This window comes from Paenarthrobacter sp. PPS72 (genome assembly GCF_048537125.1).
Taxonomy (GTDB): domain Bacteria; phylum Actinomycetota; class Actinomycetes; order Actinomycetales; family Micrococcaceae; genus Arthrobacter; species Arthrobacter nitroguajacolicus_E.
In genome coordinates, this window is the sequence record NZ_JBLYIE010000029.1 from 1 (window position 1) to 16,191 (window position 16,191).

Annotated in this window: 14 protein-coding genes; 10 read left to right on the top strand and 4 right to left on the bottom strand. The window is 62.8% G+C overall.

The genetic code is table 11. From position 1 onward, the window contains the following. Positions 1-136: 136 nt before the first annotated feature. The 4 genes from ACLRGI_RS13930 to ACLRGI_RS13945 form a co-directional block, all read right to left on the bottom strand. On the bottom strand, positions 137-1,030 hold the full coding sequence (locus ACLRGI_RS13930; RefSeq protein ID WP_419202232.1) for a glucose 1-dehydrogenase: 894 nt from the start codon (positions 1,028-1,030) through the stop codon (positions 137-139). Between the two features lie 164 nt (positions 1,031-1,194). After that, positions 1,195-2,028 (bottom strand): alpha/beta fold hydrolase, encoded by an 834-nt coding sequence (locus tag ACLRGI_RS13935; protein WP_419202233.1) that lies wholly within the window; start codon positions 2,026-2,028, stop codon positions 1,195-1,197. A gap of 109 nt (positions 2,029-2,137) precedes the next feature. Continuing rightward, on the bottom strand, positions 2,138-2,992 hold the full coding sequence (locus ACLRGI_RS13940) for an alpha/beta fold hydrolase (protein WP_419202234.1): 855 nt from the start codon (positions 2,990-2,992) through the stop codon (positions 2,138-2,140). A gap of 9 nt (positions 2,993-3,001) precedes the next feature. Beyond that, a complete protein-coding gene (locus ACLRGI_RS13945; RefSeq protein ID WP_419202235.1) occupies positions 3,002-3,898 on the bottom strand; it encodes an alpha/beta fold hydrolase in 897 nt (298 codons plus the stop codon). A 75-nt stretch (positions 3,899-3,973) separates the two neighbouring features. On the opposite strand from ACLRGI_RS13945, the gene lysS reads away from it, so the two are divergent. The 10 genes from lysS to dhaK all read left to right on the top strand — a co-directional run bounded on the left by lysS (position 3,974) and on the right by dhaK (position 16,190). Continuing rightward, the gene (gene lysS, locus ACLRGI_RS13950; RefSeq protein WP_419202236.1) at positions 3,974-5,503 is read left to right on the top strand and encodes a lysine--tRNA ligase; all 1,530 of its coding nucleotides are present in this window, start codon (positions 3,974-3,976) and stop codon (positions 5,501-5,503) included. Positions 5,504-5,505: 2 nt separating this feature from the next. Then, positions 5,506-5,679 (top strand): hypothetical protein, encoded by a 174-nt coding sequence (locus tag ACLRGI_RS13955; RefSeq protein WP_419202237.1) that lies wholly within the window; start codon positions 5,506-5,508, stop codon positions 5,677-5,679. 130 nt (positions 5,680-5,809) lie between these two features. Further along, complete coding sequence (locus ACLRGI_RS13960) at positions 5,810-6,136, top strand: histone-like nucleoid-structuring protein Lsr2 (protein ID WP_419202238.1); 327 nt, start codon at positions 5,810-5,812, stop codon at positions 6,134-6,136. Between the two features lie 367 nt (positions 6,137-6,503). Then, positions 6,504-8,996, top strand: coding sequence for an ATP-dependent Clp protease ATP-binding subunit (locus ACLRGI_RS13965; RefSeq protein WP_017196999.1), 2,493 nt, complete (start codon positions 6,504-6,506; stop codon positions 8,994-8,996). A gap of 160 nt (positions 8,997-9,156) precedes the next feature. Next, positions 9,157-10,413, top strand: a complete 1,257-nt coding sequence (locus tag ACLRGI_RS13970) for a glycosyltransferase (protein WP_419202239.1) — start codon at positions 9,157-9,159, stop codon at positions 10,411-10,413. 122 nt (positions 10,414-10,535) lie between these two features. After that, entirely contained in the window at positions 10,536-12,632 is a 2,097-nt protein-coding gene (locus ACLRGI_RS13975; protein WP_419202240.1) for a S9 family peptidase, read from the top strand. Between the two features lie 74 nt (positions 12,633-12,706). Beyond that, the gene (locus tag ACLRGI_RS13980) at positions 12,707-13,216 is read left to right on the top strand and encodes an amino-acid N-acetyltransferase (protein WP_207595750.1); all 510 of its coding nucleotides are present in this window, start codon (positions 12,707-12,709) and stop codon (positions 13,214-13,216) included. 172 nt (positions 13,217-13,388) lie between these two features. Further along, on the top strand, positions 13,389-14,837 hold the full coding sequence (locus ACLRGI_RS13985; RefSeq protein ID WP_419202241.1) for an FAD-binding oxidoreductase: 1,449 nt from the start codon (positions 13,389-13,391) through the stop codon (positions 14,835-14,837). Between the two features lie 14 nt (positions 14,838-14,851). Beyond that, positions 14,852-15,040, top strand: a complete 189-nt coding sequence (locus ACLRGI_RS13990; protein ID WP_419202242.1) for a hypothetical protein — start codon at positions 14,852-14,854, stop codon at positions 15,038-15,040. Positions 15,041-15,188: 148 nt separating this feature from the next. Further along, on the top strand, positions 15,189-16,190 hold the full coding sequence (gene dhaK / locus ACLRGI_RS13995) for a dihydroxyacetone kinase subunit DhaK (protein ID WP_419202243.1): 1,002 nt from the start codon (positions 15,189-15,191) through the stop codon (positions 16,188-16,190). Position 16,191 lies beyond the last annotated feature (1 nt).

Sequence of the window (16,191 nt, forward strand, 5' to 3'; positions counted from 1 at the left end):
TGAACCCGGGAGGGTGTGGGAGAGTAGGACACCGCCGGACAACCATTAAACCGGGGAGCCCCGACCACGAAGGTCGGGGCTCCCCGCATTTAACAACCAAAACCCGCCTGGCCCCTGAGAGCGGGACAGCCGCCGGCTACGGCGTGGGACTGCCACCATTAACGTTCAGCGTTTCCCCGATCACGTAGCTGGATTCCGGTGACGCAAGGAATACATACGCCGGAGCCAGTTCCGCAGGTTGGCCTGCGCGGCCCAGGGGAGTTGATTGCCCGAACTCCGGCAATTCTTCCTTGGGCTGGCCGCTGCTGACCTGCAGGGGCGTCCAGATAGGGCCGGGCGCTACAGCGTTAACGCGGATGCCCTTGGGCGCGAGCTGCTGTGCGAGCCCCTTGGTGAAGTTGTTGATGCTTGCCTTCGTGGTGGCATAGTCCACCAAGGTTGGCGACGGGTTGTAGGCCTGAATGGATGTGGTGTTGATGATCGTGGAGCCCGCAGGAAGATGGGGGAGGGCCGCTTTGGTCAGCCAGAACATTGCGTACACGTTGGTTTTCTGCGTGTGGTCGAATTGTTCATCGGTGATCTCGGTCAGTTCTTCCTGAGCCACCTGCTTGCCGGCGTTGTTGACCAGGATGTCCACTCCGCCCAGGACGGCTACGGCGGTGTCCACCACCTCCTGGCACATGGCGGAGTCCTTGAGGTCTCCGGGCACTTTGACCGCCTTTTGACCGGCGGCCTCGATGATGCCGGCAATCCGTGCTGCGTCTTCTTCCTCTTCGGGCAGGTAGGAAAGGACGACGTCTGCTCCCTCTCGGGCGAAGGCGATGGCTGTAGCGGCGCCGATGCCCGAGTCTGCGCCGGTAACGATTGCTTTGCGGCCTTCCAGCCGTCCCGTCCCCCGGTAGCTCTCCTCACCAAGGTCTGCCTTGGGAGTCAGCTCAGCATCGAGGCCGGGCTCGGGCTGGTGTTGTTTCGGCGGTGAGATCTGTTCGTAGGCAGTAACCGGGTTTCGGAACGTGTACTGATCAGTCATGGTGGTCCTCCTGTTGCCGAGGTCTGAAACACGGAAGGGCGCTGCCGGGATATGGCCCGGCCCACACCCGCCCCCTCAAAAGGTAAGGGGACTTAGTATTTACAGCGTAAAGGGCATGGCGACCATCTGCAAAGAACCATCTGCAAAGAGAGGTGCTGTGACTCCTAGCCCGAGAAAAACTCCGACAGCTCCGCGATCAGCTTGTCCGGTGCCTTGTTCGGCCCGTCATGCCCGAACCCGGGGAGGATGGTGTAGCTGGACCCGGACAGGACGCCGTGGATCTGGCCGCACGCAACACCGAAGTACGCCGGGCTCTTTTCGCCCACCACAATCAGGGTCTCCAAGGGCAACTCAAGGAATGGCTCGGGAGGCATGTCTGCGGCGATGACGGCTTTGATCTCGCGGACGCCGCAGGTCATCAGCTCGCGCATCTGCTTGCCCAATGGCGTGCCGGCGGCAAGCTTATTTGCCAGGGTCAACATGGATAGGGGCATTCGAGCGAAGGCGCCGCCGGTTTCCACTCCCTTGATGAGGATGGCGAGGGCGCGATCGTAGTCTCCCGCCGCCGTCGCCCGTTCGTAGTCCGGTGTCCAGTCGGCTTTAACGCTGTGGTTGACCGAGACGGCGGGATCGTAAACTGCGAGGCGCTCCACCGGCAGCGTCCGGGCGGCGTGCAGCGCGACCGCACCGCCGAAGCTGTGTCCGAACACGTCGGTGCTGGAGGTGTGCTTCATGACGGCGTCGAGGTCCCGAATGTCGGCTTCGAGCGTGTAATCCTCGGACTGCGGCGACGAATCACCGCGCCCGCGCCTGTTGAAAGTGTGGACGGGCCGGCCAAGGGCCTCACTGAGTTTCTGGGCGAAACGCATGTAGTCGGTGGCCGTCACCATGGAGGCAGGAACGACGACGACGCCGGAGCCTGCCGCTGCCAGCTCACCGCCCGTGGTGAGTAGTTCGAGGTGTCCGCCGTCGTGGGTCATGATGATGTCGCGCGTCATGACTTGAGCCTATCCGAGCCACCTGAATGCGGGCAGCATGCCGGCCCATATGTGGACAACTCAGAAGCGTGGACAAGTCAGTTGAGTGGAAAGTCAATTGAGTGGACTGTCAGCGGTGGAAGTAGTCCGTGACGTCGGAAACGAGTTCCTTGACCGCTGCCGGAACGGAACCATGGAAGCCTTTGGGGGAGACTTCCAACGTGCTGCCGGGGACGGCCCTGTTCAGGCGTGCGGCGGTGACCTTGTAGAAGCGGGGACTTTTCTTGCCCACCATGAAATGCGTGCCGGGAGGCAGGACCGAGAAGTCCTGAGGCGTGTCGGCGGCGTCGAAGGCCGCCTTCAGTTCACCGACGCCCGACGGCATGAGCTCACGGAAAAGCCTGTTGACTTTGGTCCCGGAGACCACTGCCATAAGCCCGGCCAATACCGGCTCCGGGACCCGGGCGAGGGCAGTTCCGGGGTGCATGCCACGCTTCATCCGGGCCAGCGCCCGCCCCACATCGCCCTGGTTGACGGACTCGGCGAAATCATCCAGCCAGGCAGTGTCCATGCTGCCGTCGATATTAACTGCTGCGTCGTACACCGCGAGCTTGTCCGGTTGGTGGCGCGTGCCTGCGAATGCTTGCGCTGCGTTGAGGGCAACGGCGCCGCCGAGGCTGTGGCCCATGATGTTGCGGGCACCCGTGGCGTCCATGATGGTGCGGACGTCGGCGATTTCGGTGGCCATGGAGTAGTTGTGGGGTTGCTCGCTGGATCTGCCCCGGCCACGGCGGTCGTACACGTCCACGGCCCAGCCTTCGCCGAGTCCCTTGGACAAAGCTATGGAGAAGGGTCGGTAAATCAGTGCTGTCAGGAATGCGCCACCGATAAGTACCACGCGGCGTTCACCGGGTGCGTCTTCGGTGCCGTAGCTGTACAAGGCGAGGTTGCCGCCGTCGTGCGTCTTGATGTCCTGTTCCTTCACCGGAACATCCTAGGTGGCACTGCCGGGTTCTTCCCCCACAGGGTTCCCCGACAGGAACCGGGCGATGCGCGAAGCGAGCCGTTTCCCGGGCCGAAGCGGACCTTCATGGAACTGCAGCGGCACGATCGCGAAGTCAATTGCGGGTACGGCCCCGGCCAGGATCCGGCCGGTTTCCGCGAAGTACGACGGACTCCACCCGCCGCTGAGCATGAGCGTGGGGGTGGAGAGTTTCATGAAGTCGTGAAGGTGGGCGTCGGCATCAAGGACAGCGCGCATTTCCGTCACTGCAGTTGGGAGTAGGGAGCGCATCTCCAGGCCCAGCCGTGTCCGGGCGGAGAGGACGCTGAGCGTGCGCAGGGCGCCCATGGGCAGGTAGGAAATCGGCCCCGCGGTTCCCAGCCCCTGCACCAGGTGGGCCCATGCATGATCGAGCTGGCCGGCAGTTACCGCTTCTTCCAGCTCGGGCCGCCACCGGCCGGTGAGGTTACCGGAAAGGGACACGGCGGCGTCGTAGGTGACCAACTTGTTGATCTTGGCCCGGCGGGCGGCCTGTAGGGCCACGAAGCCACCATAGCTGTGCGCCACAACGTCGTTGGAACCGCTCTTTTCCATGACCGCTTGAAGGTCCGCGATCTCGGTGTCCACTGAATAGCCGGGAGGCTGCGGTGCGGAATGGCCTCGCCCGCGCCGGTTGTAGCTGTGCACAGGGCGTCCCAGGATGACGCTCAGGGTTCGCGCGAACGGCCAGTAGAGCGAATCGGTCACCAGGGTGCCGTGAACAAGCACGACGCCGGCTGGTTCAGCAGGTGCCTTCGACCCTGGAATCGAAGCATTCGACGCAGGCCGGAAGGTGTGCACCTCAAGTTGCCCGCCGCCGTCGTTCGTTTCAACCGTCCACGTTTCCACAGCCCGAGTCTATGCGTTTACCGGATCTTGGGGCCCGGAAGTAAAGGCCCGTAATCACCGGTAAACTTAAGGACTGTGACTTCCGCAAACACCCCCGCCCCGAACACCTCCGCAGAGCCCATCGACGCCAGCGAGCAAATGCGCATCCGTATGGAGAAGCGCGCAAAGCTGATCGAACGCGGCACCGAGGCTTATCCGGTGGGTGTTGAACGGACCCATTCCCTCAGCGAGATCCGCGAAAAGTACGCGCACTTGGAAGCTGACGAAACCACCGGCGACGTGGTTGGCGTCACCGGCCGCGTCGTATTCGTCCGCAACACCGGAAAGCTGTGCTTCGCAACCCTTCAGGAGGGTGGCGTGGACGGCAAGGGCGTTCGCCTCCAGGCAATGCTGAGCCTTGCCAACGTGGGCGAAGAAGCGCTCGCAGATTGGAAGGCACTGGTTGACCTTGGGGACCTTGTCTTCATCAAAGGCGAGGTCATTTCTTCGCGCCGCGGTGAGTTGTCCGTCATGGCCGATTCCTGGTCCATGGCATCCAAGGCCCTGCGTCCACTGCCGGTCCTGCACGCGGAACTGAATGAGGAAACCCGCGTTCGCCAGCGCTACGTGGATCTCATGGTCCGCGACGAAGCCCGTGAAATGGTCTACAAGCGTGCTGCCATCACCCGCTCGGTCCGCGACACCCTTGACCGCCACGGCTACGTGGAGGTGGAAACCCCCATCCTGCAGCTGGTCCACGGCGGCGCTACGGCACGTCCGTTCGAGACGCACATGAACGCGTTCGACCAGAAGATGACCTTGCGCATTGCCACTGAGCTCTTCCTCAAGCGTGCCGTGGTTGGTGGCATTGACCGTGTGTACGATATGGGCCGGGTTTTCCGCAATGAAGGCGTGGACTCCACGCACAGCCCGGAATTTACCACCCTCGAATGCTACGAAGCCTGGGCGGACCAGTTCGTCATGGCCGAGCGCATGAAGGAAATCATCCTCAATGTGGCTGACGTGGTGGGCACCCGCACCATCCGGACAGACGCCGGCGAAATTAACCTCGACGGCGAATGGGCTTGGATTTCGGTGTACCCGGGTATTTCCGAAGCAGTGGGAATTGAAATTACCCCCGACACCACTGTGGATGAGTTGCTGGCAATTGCTGCCAAGCACGAGGTAAAGGTGGACCCCAAGTGGGACGCCGAGAAGATCGTGGTTGAACTGTTCGGCGAGATCGTGGAACCCACCCTGCTGAATCCCACGTTTGTCTACGACTACCCGCCCTCCGCCCAGCCGCTGGCGCGCCCGCACCGCGAGGACGGCCGCCTCATCGAGGCCTGGGACCTGATTATCGGCGGCATGGAACGCGGTACGGCATTCTCCGAGCTCATTGACCCGGTGATCCAGCGTGAACGCCTTACAGAGCAGTCCCGCCGCTTGGCTGCCGGTGATGAGGAAGCCATGCAGTTGGACGAGGACTTCCTTCGCGCCCTTGAATACGGCGCTCCGCCCATGGGCGGTATCGGCTTGGGCATTGACCGCTTGGTGATGCTGTTCACCGGTGCCGGAATCCGCGAAACCATTTTGTTCCCGTTGCTGAAGCCTGAAGGTCACTGATCATGGAGTACATCGCAGTCCTGGCGCCGTCCATTGTGGTCGGATTGATCTTCTGGTTTGCCATGAAGTCGATCTTCAATGCGGACAAATCAGAACGGCAGGCCGAAGCCGAAGCGCAGGCCGAAGCGAATTTGAAAAATTCAGGTCCTGCTTCCGAGGACCCCGCAGCTAAATAGCCGCCAATTGGGTTCCTCTTACTGAGGAGAATCCAATTACGCTTTGACGTGCGTGCTTGCCGTGAACGATAATCATCAAAGGAATCCGGGGAATTTCTGATTATCCAACCCTCCAAATGAGAGGCAACTCATGGCACAGAAAGTAAAAATCATCCTCGTCGATGACCTGGATGAGGGCGCTGCGGACGAAACTGTCCGCTTTGGCCTCGATGGCGTGAGCTACGAGATGGACCTGTCCACTGCCAATGCAGCCTCGCTGCGCAAGGCATTGGAGCCCTACGTCGCAAAGGCCAGGAAGACTTCTTCCGGCCGCGCGACCCGGGGCCGTGTTACAGCCGCACGTAACCAGGATTCCGCGCAAATCCGTCAGTGGGCCCGTGACAACGGTTACACCGTCAACAGCCGCGGACGTATTCAGGCTGAAATTCAGGAAGCGTACCAAAAGGCCAATTCCTGATTCACCGCTTCAATGCCCCGGCAGTCACTGCCGGGGCATTGGCGTTTAAGCGGGCAGTTTGTGGAGCCCCCTGGTCCCCGATACTTGGAATATCCTGTGAACCGCCGGGACCGGAAAGGTCCGAATGCGGGCTCTGGCGGGTTCAGACAATGCGGTGGACCATGGCGCCGGGAAAATATTCACGGGCCAGCTCTCAGGCAGCGCCCATGGGCCAGGCGGGAGGGTGCCACTCCGGGCTGGCGTCGGTCAAGGGCCGGAACCGGATTTATTCCGCAACCCCGTCATGTTTCCCCTGTGGCGAACACGCCCCAAAAGTGTTGCTCCGGCACGTAGCATCAAAGTACGTCGTAGCTAGGAGTGTGGCGAAATGTTTGAGAGATTTACGGACCGTGCCCGTCGCGTGGTCGTCCTTGCCCAAGAAGAGGCACGGATGCTCAACCACAATTACATCGGTACCGAGCACATCCTCTTGGGTCTGATCCACGAGGGTGAAGGCGTTGCTGCCAAGGCGCTCGAGTCCCTGAGCATTTCGCTCGATGGCGTTCGCGAACAGGTGCAGGAGATCATCGGCCAGGGCCAGCAAGCCCCGTCCGGTCACATCCCCTTCACCCCGCGCGCCAAGAAGGTGCTCGAGCTTTCCCTCCGCGAAGCTCTGCAGCTCGGCCATAACTACATCGGTACTGAGCACATCCTGCTCGGCCTCATTCGCGAAGGCGAAGGCGTAGCCGCCCAGGTGCTGGTCAAGCTTGGTGCGGACCTGAACAGGGTCCGTCAGCAGGTCATCCAGCTGCTCTCCGGCTACCAGGGCAAGGAGACCGCAGGCAGCGGCTCCGGCCAGGGCCAGCCGGAAGGTACTCCTGCCGGCTCGGTGGTGCTCGACCAGTTCGGACGCAACCTGACCCAGGCTGCCCGCGAGAACAAGCTTGATCCCGTGATCGGCCGCGAGCAGGAGATGGAACGCGTCATGCAGGTCCTCTCCCGCCGTACCAAGAACAACCCCGTCCTGATTGGTGAGCCCGGCGTTGGTAAGACTGCCGTCGTCGAAGGTCTCGCCCAGGCGATCGTCCGTGGCGATGTGCCGGAGACCATCAAGGACAAGCAGCTGTACACGCTTGACCTCGGTTCCTTGGTTGCTGGTTCCCGCTACCGCGGTGACTTCGAAGAGCGCCTGAAGAAGGTCCTCAAGGAAATCCGCACCCGCGGCGACATCATCCTCTTCATCGACGAGATCCACACCCTCGTTGGTGCCGGTGCTGCCGAAGGCGCCATCGATGCTGCGTCCATCCTCAAGCCGATGCTTGCCCGTGGTGAACTCCAGACCATCGGTGCCACCACGTTGGATGAGTACCGCAAGCACATTGAGAAGGACGCTGCCCTTGAGCGCCGCTTCCAGCCGATCCAGGTCAAGGAACCCTCCGTCGCTCACGCGATCGAGATCCTCAAGGGCCTGCGTGACCGTTACGAGGCACACCACCGCGTGACGATTACCGACGGCGCCCTCGCCTCAGCTGCGCAGCTGGCCGAACGCTACATCTCGGACCGGTTCCTGCCGGACAAGGCGATCGACCTCATCGATGAAGCCGGCGCACGGCTGCGCATCCGTCGCATGACGGCTCCGCCGGAGCTCAAGGCCATGGATGAGCGCATCGCCGACGTGAAGATGGAGAAGGAATCCGCCATCGACGCCCAGGACTTTGAGGGTGCTGCCTCGCTGCGTGACAAGGAGCAGAAGCTCATTGCCGAACGCGCGGAGAAGGAACGCACCTGGAAGTCCGGAGGAATGGACGATATCTCCGAGGTTGATGAAGACCTGATAGCTGAAGTCCTCGCGAACTCCACCGGTATCCCGGTCTTCAAGCTCACCGAGGAAGAGTCCTCGCGCCTGCTCAAGATGGAAGACGAGCTGCACAAGCGCGTCGTCGGCCAGAACGAGGCCATCAAGGCCTTGTCGCAGGCCATCCGCCGTACCCGTGCAGGCCTGAAGGATCCCAAGCGCCCCGGTGGCTCGTTCATCTTCGCCGGCCCCACGGGCGTCGGTAAGACCGAGCTTGCCAAGGCCCTTGCCGAGTTCCTGTTCGGTGAAGAGGACGCCCTCATCACACTGGACATGTCCGAGTACTCCGAGAAGCACACGGTTTCGCGTCTCTTCGGTGCACCTCCGGGCTACGTCGGCTACGAAGAAGGCGGCCAGCTGACCGAGAAGGTCCGCCGTCGTCCGTTCTCCGTGGTCCTGTTCGACGAAGTGGAAAAGGCCCACGCGGACCTCTTCAACTCGCTGCTGCAGATTCTGGAAGACGGCCGACTGACCGACTCCCAGGGCCGCGTAGTGGACTTCAAGAACACCGTGATCATCATGACCACCAACCTTGGTACCCGCGACATCTCGAAGAGCGTGGCCACGGGCTTCCAGTCCGGCACGGACACCCAGACCGGCTACAACCGTATGCGTGCCCGGGTCACGGAAGAGCTCAAGCAGCACTTCCGCCCCGAGTTCCTCAACCGTGTTGACGACGTCGTGGTGTTCCCGCAGCTGACGCAGGACGAGATCATCGAGATCGTGGACCTGTTCGTGACCCGCTTGGAGCGTCGCCTCAAGGACAAGGACATGGGCATCGAGCTCACCCCCGCTGCCAAGGTTCTCCTGGCGACGCGTGGTTACGATCCCGCCATGGGTGCCCGGCCGTTGCGCCGCACCATCCAGCGCGAGATCGAAGACCAGCTGTCCGAGAAGATCCTGTTCGGCGAACTCCACTCCGGCGACATCGTTGTGGTGGACGTTGACGGCGAAGGTGACGACGCCAAGTTCACGTTCGAAGGCAACGCCAAGCCGCGTATCCCGGAGATCGCTCCGACCGCGTAGGGCCCTGCAACACAAAGCCCCGCCCGCTCCAGCCAAGGAGCAGGCGGGGCTTTTGCTTTGCCCACCCCGGAGTTTTTGTACAGCTAAAGCCCTTAAGGTGGCTTCTAAAGGGCGTTAGCTGTACAAAAACTCCGAGGGAGAGGGAAGGGGAAGGGACTGCATGCGAGTACTCATGGTTGCTCCGGGGACGCGGGGAGACGTTGCGCCCATGGCGGGGTTGGGAAGCGCGTTGCAAGGCTTGGGCTACGAGGTAGCTGTCGCGGCCAACCCGGCCTACGCGTCTCTTGTTGTTGAATCAGGATGCGAGTTCAGGCCACTGCCCGGGGACCTGGAGGGACTGATCAGGCAACCGGCCCCCGGCGCGAAGGCGTCTTCCGGCTCCATGCTCACCTTCTGGCGGAAGCTCACCGAGTACATGGACAACGCTGCCACGGGCACACTGGCTGCAGCCCAGGCCGGTGCCGACGTGATTTTGGCGAATTCGGTGGCGCCCTATGCCTACGATATTGCGGAAGCTATGGGCATTCCGGCCATCGGCGCACATTTACAGCCCACGGAGCCCAGCGCAGCCTATCCGCCTGTTCTCATGAATTCGGCCCGAAGCCTTGGGGCTTGGGGAAACAAGTTCATTGGCCAGCGCGCAGCAGCGGGCCCGGCTCCCTACGATGCCCCCAGCGCACGCCTTCGCAAGGAGCTGGGGTTGGCCAAGCAGAGTCGCGCAACCGGTGAGCGCCGCCGTCGTAAAGCGTATGCCAGCATTCTTCACGGCATCAGCCCATCGGTCCTGCCACGGCCTGCTGATTGGCACGAGGGCCTGGTCATGGCTGGATATTGGTGGCCTGCGGTGAAGCCGGAGTGGCAGCCGCCAACGGACCTCGTGGACTTCCTCTCCGATGGCCCTCCGCCCGTATTCGTGGGCTTTGGAAGCAGCGCCCACATTGATGCAGCGTTCGTCCTTGAGGCCACGCGCCGCGCCGGAGTGCGGGCTGTAGTGCAGGGGGTAGAGGGAGTGCAGGGGGTGGAAGGAGCGCAGGGCGCCGAGGGTGTGCTGGGTGACGATGCAATCGGCGTTGGAAGCATTCCGCATGAGTGGCTGTTCCCGCAGATGGCTGCAGTGGTTCACCATGCGGGAGCGGGAACGACGGCGGCCGGCTTCCGGGCGGGCGTGCCAGCGATAGGGGTTCCCGTGTACACGGATCAACCGCTCTGGGCTTCCCGGATTGCGTCGCTCGGGGTGGGTCCTCAGCCGGTTCCCTACAAGAAGCTGACTCCGGAGCGCCTCGGTGACGCCATCGCGGAAACTGTTGGCACGGCGTCGTACGCGCAGAGGGCAGCGAAGATAGCGGCGGCCATCGCGACTGAAGACGGAACGGTGCCCGTGGTCGAAGCGCTGCGTAATCTCCCATCCAAGTATTAGCAGTGTTTGGGGCACTCAAAACGCGCACCAATGCGACCTAATTGGGTGAATATCTGAAAGTACTGTTTCACTCTGAGTGAACCGCTCTGTGATCGGCAGCACAATCCGTGTTGAATCGGACTATGGACTCTGCTGACACCCGGGCTAAGCAGCCCGAAACCCCGTTTCACGACATGGACCACTACCTCGCCATCCCGAGGGTTGGCGGCCTCAGCCTCAGCCCGGACGGCAAGCGCCTGGTCACCACCGTGACCACGCTGAACGGCAAGGGAACCGAGTTTGCCACGGCGCTGTGGGAACTCGACCCCAGCGGCCAAAAACATGCCCGCCGCATCACCCGCAGTTCCAAGGGGGAGGCAGGTGCTGTCTTCGCCGCCAACGGCGACCTCTACTTCACCTCGGCGCGTCCTGATCCGGACAGTCCTGACGCCGATCCCGTGAGCGCACTGTGGCTGCTGCCGGCCGACGGGGGAGAGGCCCGCGTAGTGCACTCACGTGCCGGCGGCATCGATTCGGTCATGGCGGCCAAAGATGCAGACGCCACCTTCGTCAACGCCGAGGTACTGGCCGGGTCCACCGACGAGGAGAACGACGACGAGCGCCGCAAGGCACGCAAGGACAACAAAGTTTCGGCCATCCTGCACAGCGGCTACCCCGTCCGCTATTGGGATGCCGACCTTGGCCCGGCCGAGCCGCGGATTTTCGCCGTGGAGAAGGGCGAAGCGGAAGAGCCCGGCAAGCCCTCCACTGTGGATGCATCAGCGCCGCTGCAACTCCGGAACCTGACGGCCGGCGTCGGCGGTTCGCTGCGTGAAGCCAAAACGGTGGTGAGCCCGGACGGCAGGACCATCTACACCAGCATGACCAAAGCGCTGGCGAAGGCTGACAGCCGCGAGGTGCTGGCCGCCGTCGACGTTGCCACCGGGACCATCAAGGTGCTGCTGGACCATGAAGGTATGAGCTACTTTCCCGGGCCCGTCAGCCCGGACGGCCGGACCCTCGTGGTCCAGAGCGAGAGCGACACTACGCCCACGCAGGCTCCCCTCGTGAAGTTGCACCTGTTAAATGTGGCCGACGGCGAAACCACAGACCTTGAGCCGCTCGCGCATCAGTGGGACCGTTGGGCTACGCCGCTTGTTTGGCTTCCGGACGGCACTGCGGTCCTGGCGACAGCGGACGACGACGGCGCCGCGCCGGTATTTCGGATCGGCGTCGCTGACGGTGCTGTCACCCGGGTGACGCAGGATGCCGCCGCCTATTCCGATGTCGTGGTTTCTCCTGAAGGGACCACGGCGTACGCGCTCCGAAGCTCTTACGAGTTCCCGGCCGAAGCCGTGCGGATTGACCTCGCCACCGGCGAGGTTCTCCGGTTGAAGGCGCCAGCGGAGCGTCCCGTATACAAGGGTCACCTTGAGCGCGTGGAAACCACGGCAGAAGACGGATCGCGTGTGCCCGCCTACCTTGCGCTTCCGGAGGGTGCCTCTGCGGACAAGCCGGCACCACTCTTGTTGTGGATTCATGGCGGGCCGCTGGGTTCGTGGAACGCGTGGACGTGGCGCTGGAATCCTTGGCTGATGGTGGCCAAGGGTTACGCCGTTCTCCTTCCGGATCCAGCTCTTTCCACCGGCTACGGCCAGGAGTTCATCCAGCGCGGTTGGGGCGAATGGGGGAAAAGGCCCTTTACTGACCTGATGGCCATCACCGACGCAGTGGTTGCCCGGCCGGACATCGACGAATCGCGGACCGCGGCCATGGGAGGCTCGTTCGGCGGCTACATGGCCAACTGGGTTGCCGGGCAAACGGATCGGTTCAAGGCAGTGGTCACCCACGCCAGCCTCTGGGCACTGGACCAATTCGGCCCCACCACCGACGCAGCGCAGTACTGGCTCAAGGAAATGACCGTGGAAATGGCGATGGAAAACTCGCCGCACCTGAACGTGGGCAACATCAAAACGCCCATGCTCGTCATCCATGGAGACAAGGACTACCGCGTGCCGATCGGCGAAGGACTGCGCCTCTGGTACGAACTCCTTTCCTCATCGCAGCTGCCCGCCGACGACAACGGCCAGAGCCCGCACCGCTTCCTGTACTTCCCGGATGAGAACCACTGGGTCCTGCAGCCGCAGCACGCGAAGGTTTGGTACGGAGTGGTGGAGCACTTCCTGGCAAAGCAAGTGCTGGGCGAGGACGTTTCGCTGCCTGAGGAGCTGGGGATTTAGCTGGGGCGGCGGCCCAGCAGGGACGGTGCACGTTACATAACGTACGCCAAGCCGCCCATAGCTAGGATGGGGGAGTGAATTCCACCTTTAGCCTTCGCCCTGCCCGCACCAGTGATGTGGCGGCGATTAAAAGGCTTGTGGCGCCCTTGGCTGAGGAGCGGATTCTCATGGCCAAGGAGACGGTGGCTTACTACGAGAGCCTGCAGGAATTCCGGATCGCCGAGTCTGATGACGGTGAAGTCATCGGCTGCGGGGCCCTCCACGTGATGTGGGAGGACCTGGCCGAGATCCGCACACTGGCAGCAGCTGACTCATGGCGTGGGCGGGGAGTGGGGCATGTCCTCGTGGAGAACCTGCTGGAGGAAGCCCGGGCGCTCGGCGTGAGCCGTGTGTTCTGCCTGACTTTTGAAGTGGACTTCTTCAAGCGCCATGGATTTGAAGTGATGGCTGACCAGTCGGCCGTGGATCCGCAGGTGTACTCCGAACTGCTGCGCTCGCATGACGAAGGCGTGGCAGAGTTCCTGGATCTTGCCCGCGTGAAGCCCAACACTTTGGGCAACACCCGTATGATCAAGCAGCTCTAGCGCCCCCCACGTAGCCCTTGCGCGCCGCCGATCCGCGTCCACCACGGCGCGGTAATCAACCCTGCCCGATTATGAGTGATTTATTAACTCTTCTCTTATATCCAGTTGATGGATAAACTGATCAAGGCTTGCTGGGGAAGCTTCCACCACATCGGTCAATTGAGAGAAGATCATGCAGTCCCACGCCTCCTTTCCAGATGTTTCAGAACTCCAACTCAGCGTGCGCGGTCCCGTGTTCACGCCTGCCGATCCGGGCTTCGCTCCCGAAGTAGCGGCCTTCAACCTCTCCACACAGCACCAACCTGATCTTGCCTTCGGCGCCCTCGACGCAGAGGACGTCTCCGCCGCTATCCGCTGGGCGGCCGAGCGGGGTATGCCCGTATCAGTGCAATCCACCGGACACGGTGCCACCAACGCCATTGAAGGCGGGCTGCTCATCAGCACCCGCCGGATGCTGGAGCTCAGTATCGACCCCGTGGAGAAGACGGCCCGCGTGGGTGCGGGCGTCCGCTGGAGGGCCGTGGTGGATCTCGCCGCGACCTTCGGCTTGATGGGGCTCTGCGGTTCCACCACCGACGTCGGCGTTGTGGGCTACACCTTGGGCGGTGGCCTGCCGATCCTGGGCCGCAAGTATGGCTTCGCTTCAGACCACGTCATCGCATTCGAACTCGTCACCGCCGATGGCACGCAGCGCCGGGTGACCAAGGACGAGAATTCGGAGCTGTTCTACCTTCTCCGCGGCGGCAAGGGGAACCTGGGCATCGTCACTGCCATGGAATTCCACCTCTTCCCTGGTTCGGACCTCTTTGCGGGCGGACTGTATTACGACGGCGAGCACGCGGCTACGGTTCTCCAGCAGTTCAGCCACTGGGTAACGTCGCTCCCGCAGGAGGCATCGGCGTCGTTGGCTTTCCTGAGGCTGCCGGATATGGACATCGTTCCCGAGCCGTTGCGCGGCAAGTTCGTGGTCCATCTGCGTTACGCCTACCAAGGTGACGCGGGGGTGGCCTCGCAACTATTGGAGCCCATGCGCCAAAGTGCGCCTTTCATGATGGACGGGACCGGTCCGCTGGACGCCACGCAGTTCGACATGATCCATCAGGACCCGGACCAGCCCGTTCCCGTACGCGAGCGGGGATTCCTGCTGGATCGCTTGGACAGCGGAGCGCAGGACGCCATCCTGCGGCACTTCGGCCCCGGCGTCGAAAGTCCCGTGTTGATGGCCGAGCTGCGGCTGCTCGGCGGTGCCCTGGCCAAGAGCGCCGAAGGCGATGACACTGTTGGCGCCCGCGACGCCGCGTTCAGTTTCTTCATGGCGGGCATGGCGGTCCCGCCGCTGGCGGAGTTGCTTCCGGTAGTGTTCGACGCCGTCCGTGAGGACCTGCGCGACGCCTCCAACGGCGGGACGTTCGTGAACCTGCACGGCCACTTTGTTGACGCTGAGGACCGGGAGCGGGCCTGGGGTCCGACAGTCCGCGAACGGCTCAGGAAGGCAAAAGCAGAGCTTGATCCGAAGAACATGTTCAGCTTCGGGCACGTTGTTGGGCTTCCGGTCATCGATCAGACCGTGCTGCTGGAGGATGTTGTTACTGCCGGCGGCGACGCCGTCCTGAACAGCTGAAGGGGATGCGGACCATGGACCAACGGGTCACATTCCCGGATTTCTCCGCTTTCCAGATCGACATTCCGCATGGGCCATGGCCGCACGAAGCAGCATGGCAGGACGCGGGACACTCGAATCCGGATCTGTACTCGGCCTTCTGGCCCGAGTACCACGCCGTAAGTGAGTCCGAGGCGGTGACGACACAGGCCGCCGAGGACTAGCGGATCCGGTGGAAGGGCGGAAGGGACAGTCATTGGGGGCTGTCCCTTCCGCTCTTAAGTCTTGTACCAAGGCGCCTAAGGCCTACCGTGGCCACAGCCGCCGGTAGTAGGGTCAGAGCACCAGCCACAGCACGCCCAGGAGCATCACATGAAAAAGCTCATCAATGATCCACGCGCCGTGGTGGACGAGTCCGTTGAAGGTTTCGGCATGGCCCATGCCGACATCGTGGACGTCCATCCCGAGCCAAAATACGTCATCCGAAAGGGCGCTCCGGTAGCGGGCAAGGTAGCCCTGGTCTCCGGTGGAGGCAGCGGACACGAGCCCCTGCACGCAGGTTTCGTCGGCCTCGGCATGTTGGACGCAGCGGTCCCCGGGGCAGTCTTCACCTCACCCACCCCCGACCAAATCATTCCGGCAACCGTGGCAGTGGACTCAGGCGCCGGCGTCGTCCATATCGTCAAGAACTACACCGGCGACGTCCTGAACTTTGAAACCGCAGCCGAGATGGCCCAAGCCGAAGGCGTGCACGTGCGTTCTGTGCTGGTGAACGATGACGTGGCGGTGGAGGACTCGCTGTACACGGCTGGCCGGCGAGGGGTTGGCGGAACTGTCCTCGTGGAAAAGATCGCAGGCGCATCCGCCCAGCGCGGTGACGATCTGGAGGCGGTCACAGCCATCGCCGAGCGTGTGGTGGCCAACGTGCGGACCATGGGCGTGGCCCTGTCCGGCTGCACCGTTCCCCATGCTGGGACACCGAGTTTTGAGCTCGCTGATGATGAGATCGAGATCGGCATCGGCATCCACGGTGAGCCCGGCCGCCACAAAATTGCCATGGAAAGTGCTGACGCCATCACAGACCGCCTCCTGGAGCCCGTGCTGGAGGATCTTGCCCTCGCATCCGGCGACAAGGTGCTCTTGTTCGTCAACGGCATGGGTGGCACCCCGCAGAGCGAGCTGTACATCGTGTATCGGCGCGCGGCCCAGGTTCTCGCCGAGCGCGGTGCCACCGTGGAGCGCTCGCTAGTGGGGAACTACGTGACGTCCTTGGAAATGCAGGGTTGCTCGGTGTCCGTGCTTCGCCTCGATGACGAAATGACCCGGCTATGGGACGCTCCTGTCCACACGGCGGCCCTGCGGTGGGGAGCCTGAG

Bases quoted from the DNA above. Each gene is read 5' to 3' on its own strand.
- ACLRGI_RS13930 (WP_419202232.1), bottom strand. From the start codon at position 1,030: ATGACTGATCAGTACACGTTCCGAAACCCGGTTACTGCCTACGAACAG.
- ACLRGI_RS13965 (WP_017196999.1), top strand. From the start codon at position 6,504: ATGTTTGAGAGATTTACGGACCGTGCCCGTCGCGTGGTCGTCCTTGCC.
- ACLRGI_RS13955 (WP_419202237.1), top strand. From the start codon at position 5,506: ATGGAGTACATCGCAGTCCTGGCGCCGTCCATTGTGGTCGGATTGATC.
- ACLRGI_RS13935 (WP_419202233.1), bottom strand. From the start codon at position 2,028: ATGACGCGCGACATCATCATGACCCACGACGGCGGACACCTCGAACTA.
- ACLRGI_RS13975 (WP_419202240.1), top strand. From the start codon at position 10,536: ATGGACTCTGCTGACACCCGGGCTAAGCAGCCCGAAACCCCGTTTCAC.
- ACLRGI_RS13985 (WP_419202241.1), top strand. From the start codon at position 13,389: ATGCAGTCCCACGCCTCCTTTCCAGATGTTTCAGAACTCCAACTCAGC.
- ACLRGI_RS13970 (WP_419202239.1), top strand. From the start codon at position 9,157: ATGCGAGTACTCATGGTTGCTCCGGGGACGCGGGGAGACGTTGCGCCC.
- dhaK (WP_419202243.1), top strand. From the start codon at position 15,189: ATGAAAAAGCTCATCAATGATCCACGCGCCGTGGTGGACGAGTCCGTT.
- ACLRGI_RS13990 (WP_419202242.1), top strand. From the start codon at position 14,852: ATGGACCAACGGGTCACATTCCCGGATTTCTCCGCTTTCCAGATCGAC.
- ACLRGI_RS13960 (WP_419202238.1), top strand. From the start codon at position 5,810: ATGGCACAGAAAGTAAAAATCATCCTCGTCGATGACCTGGATGAGGGC.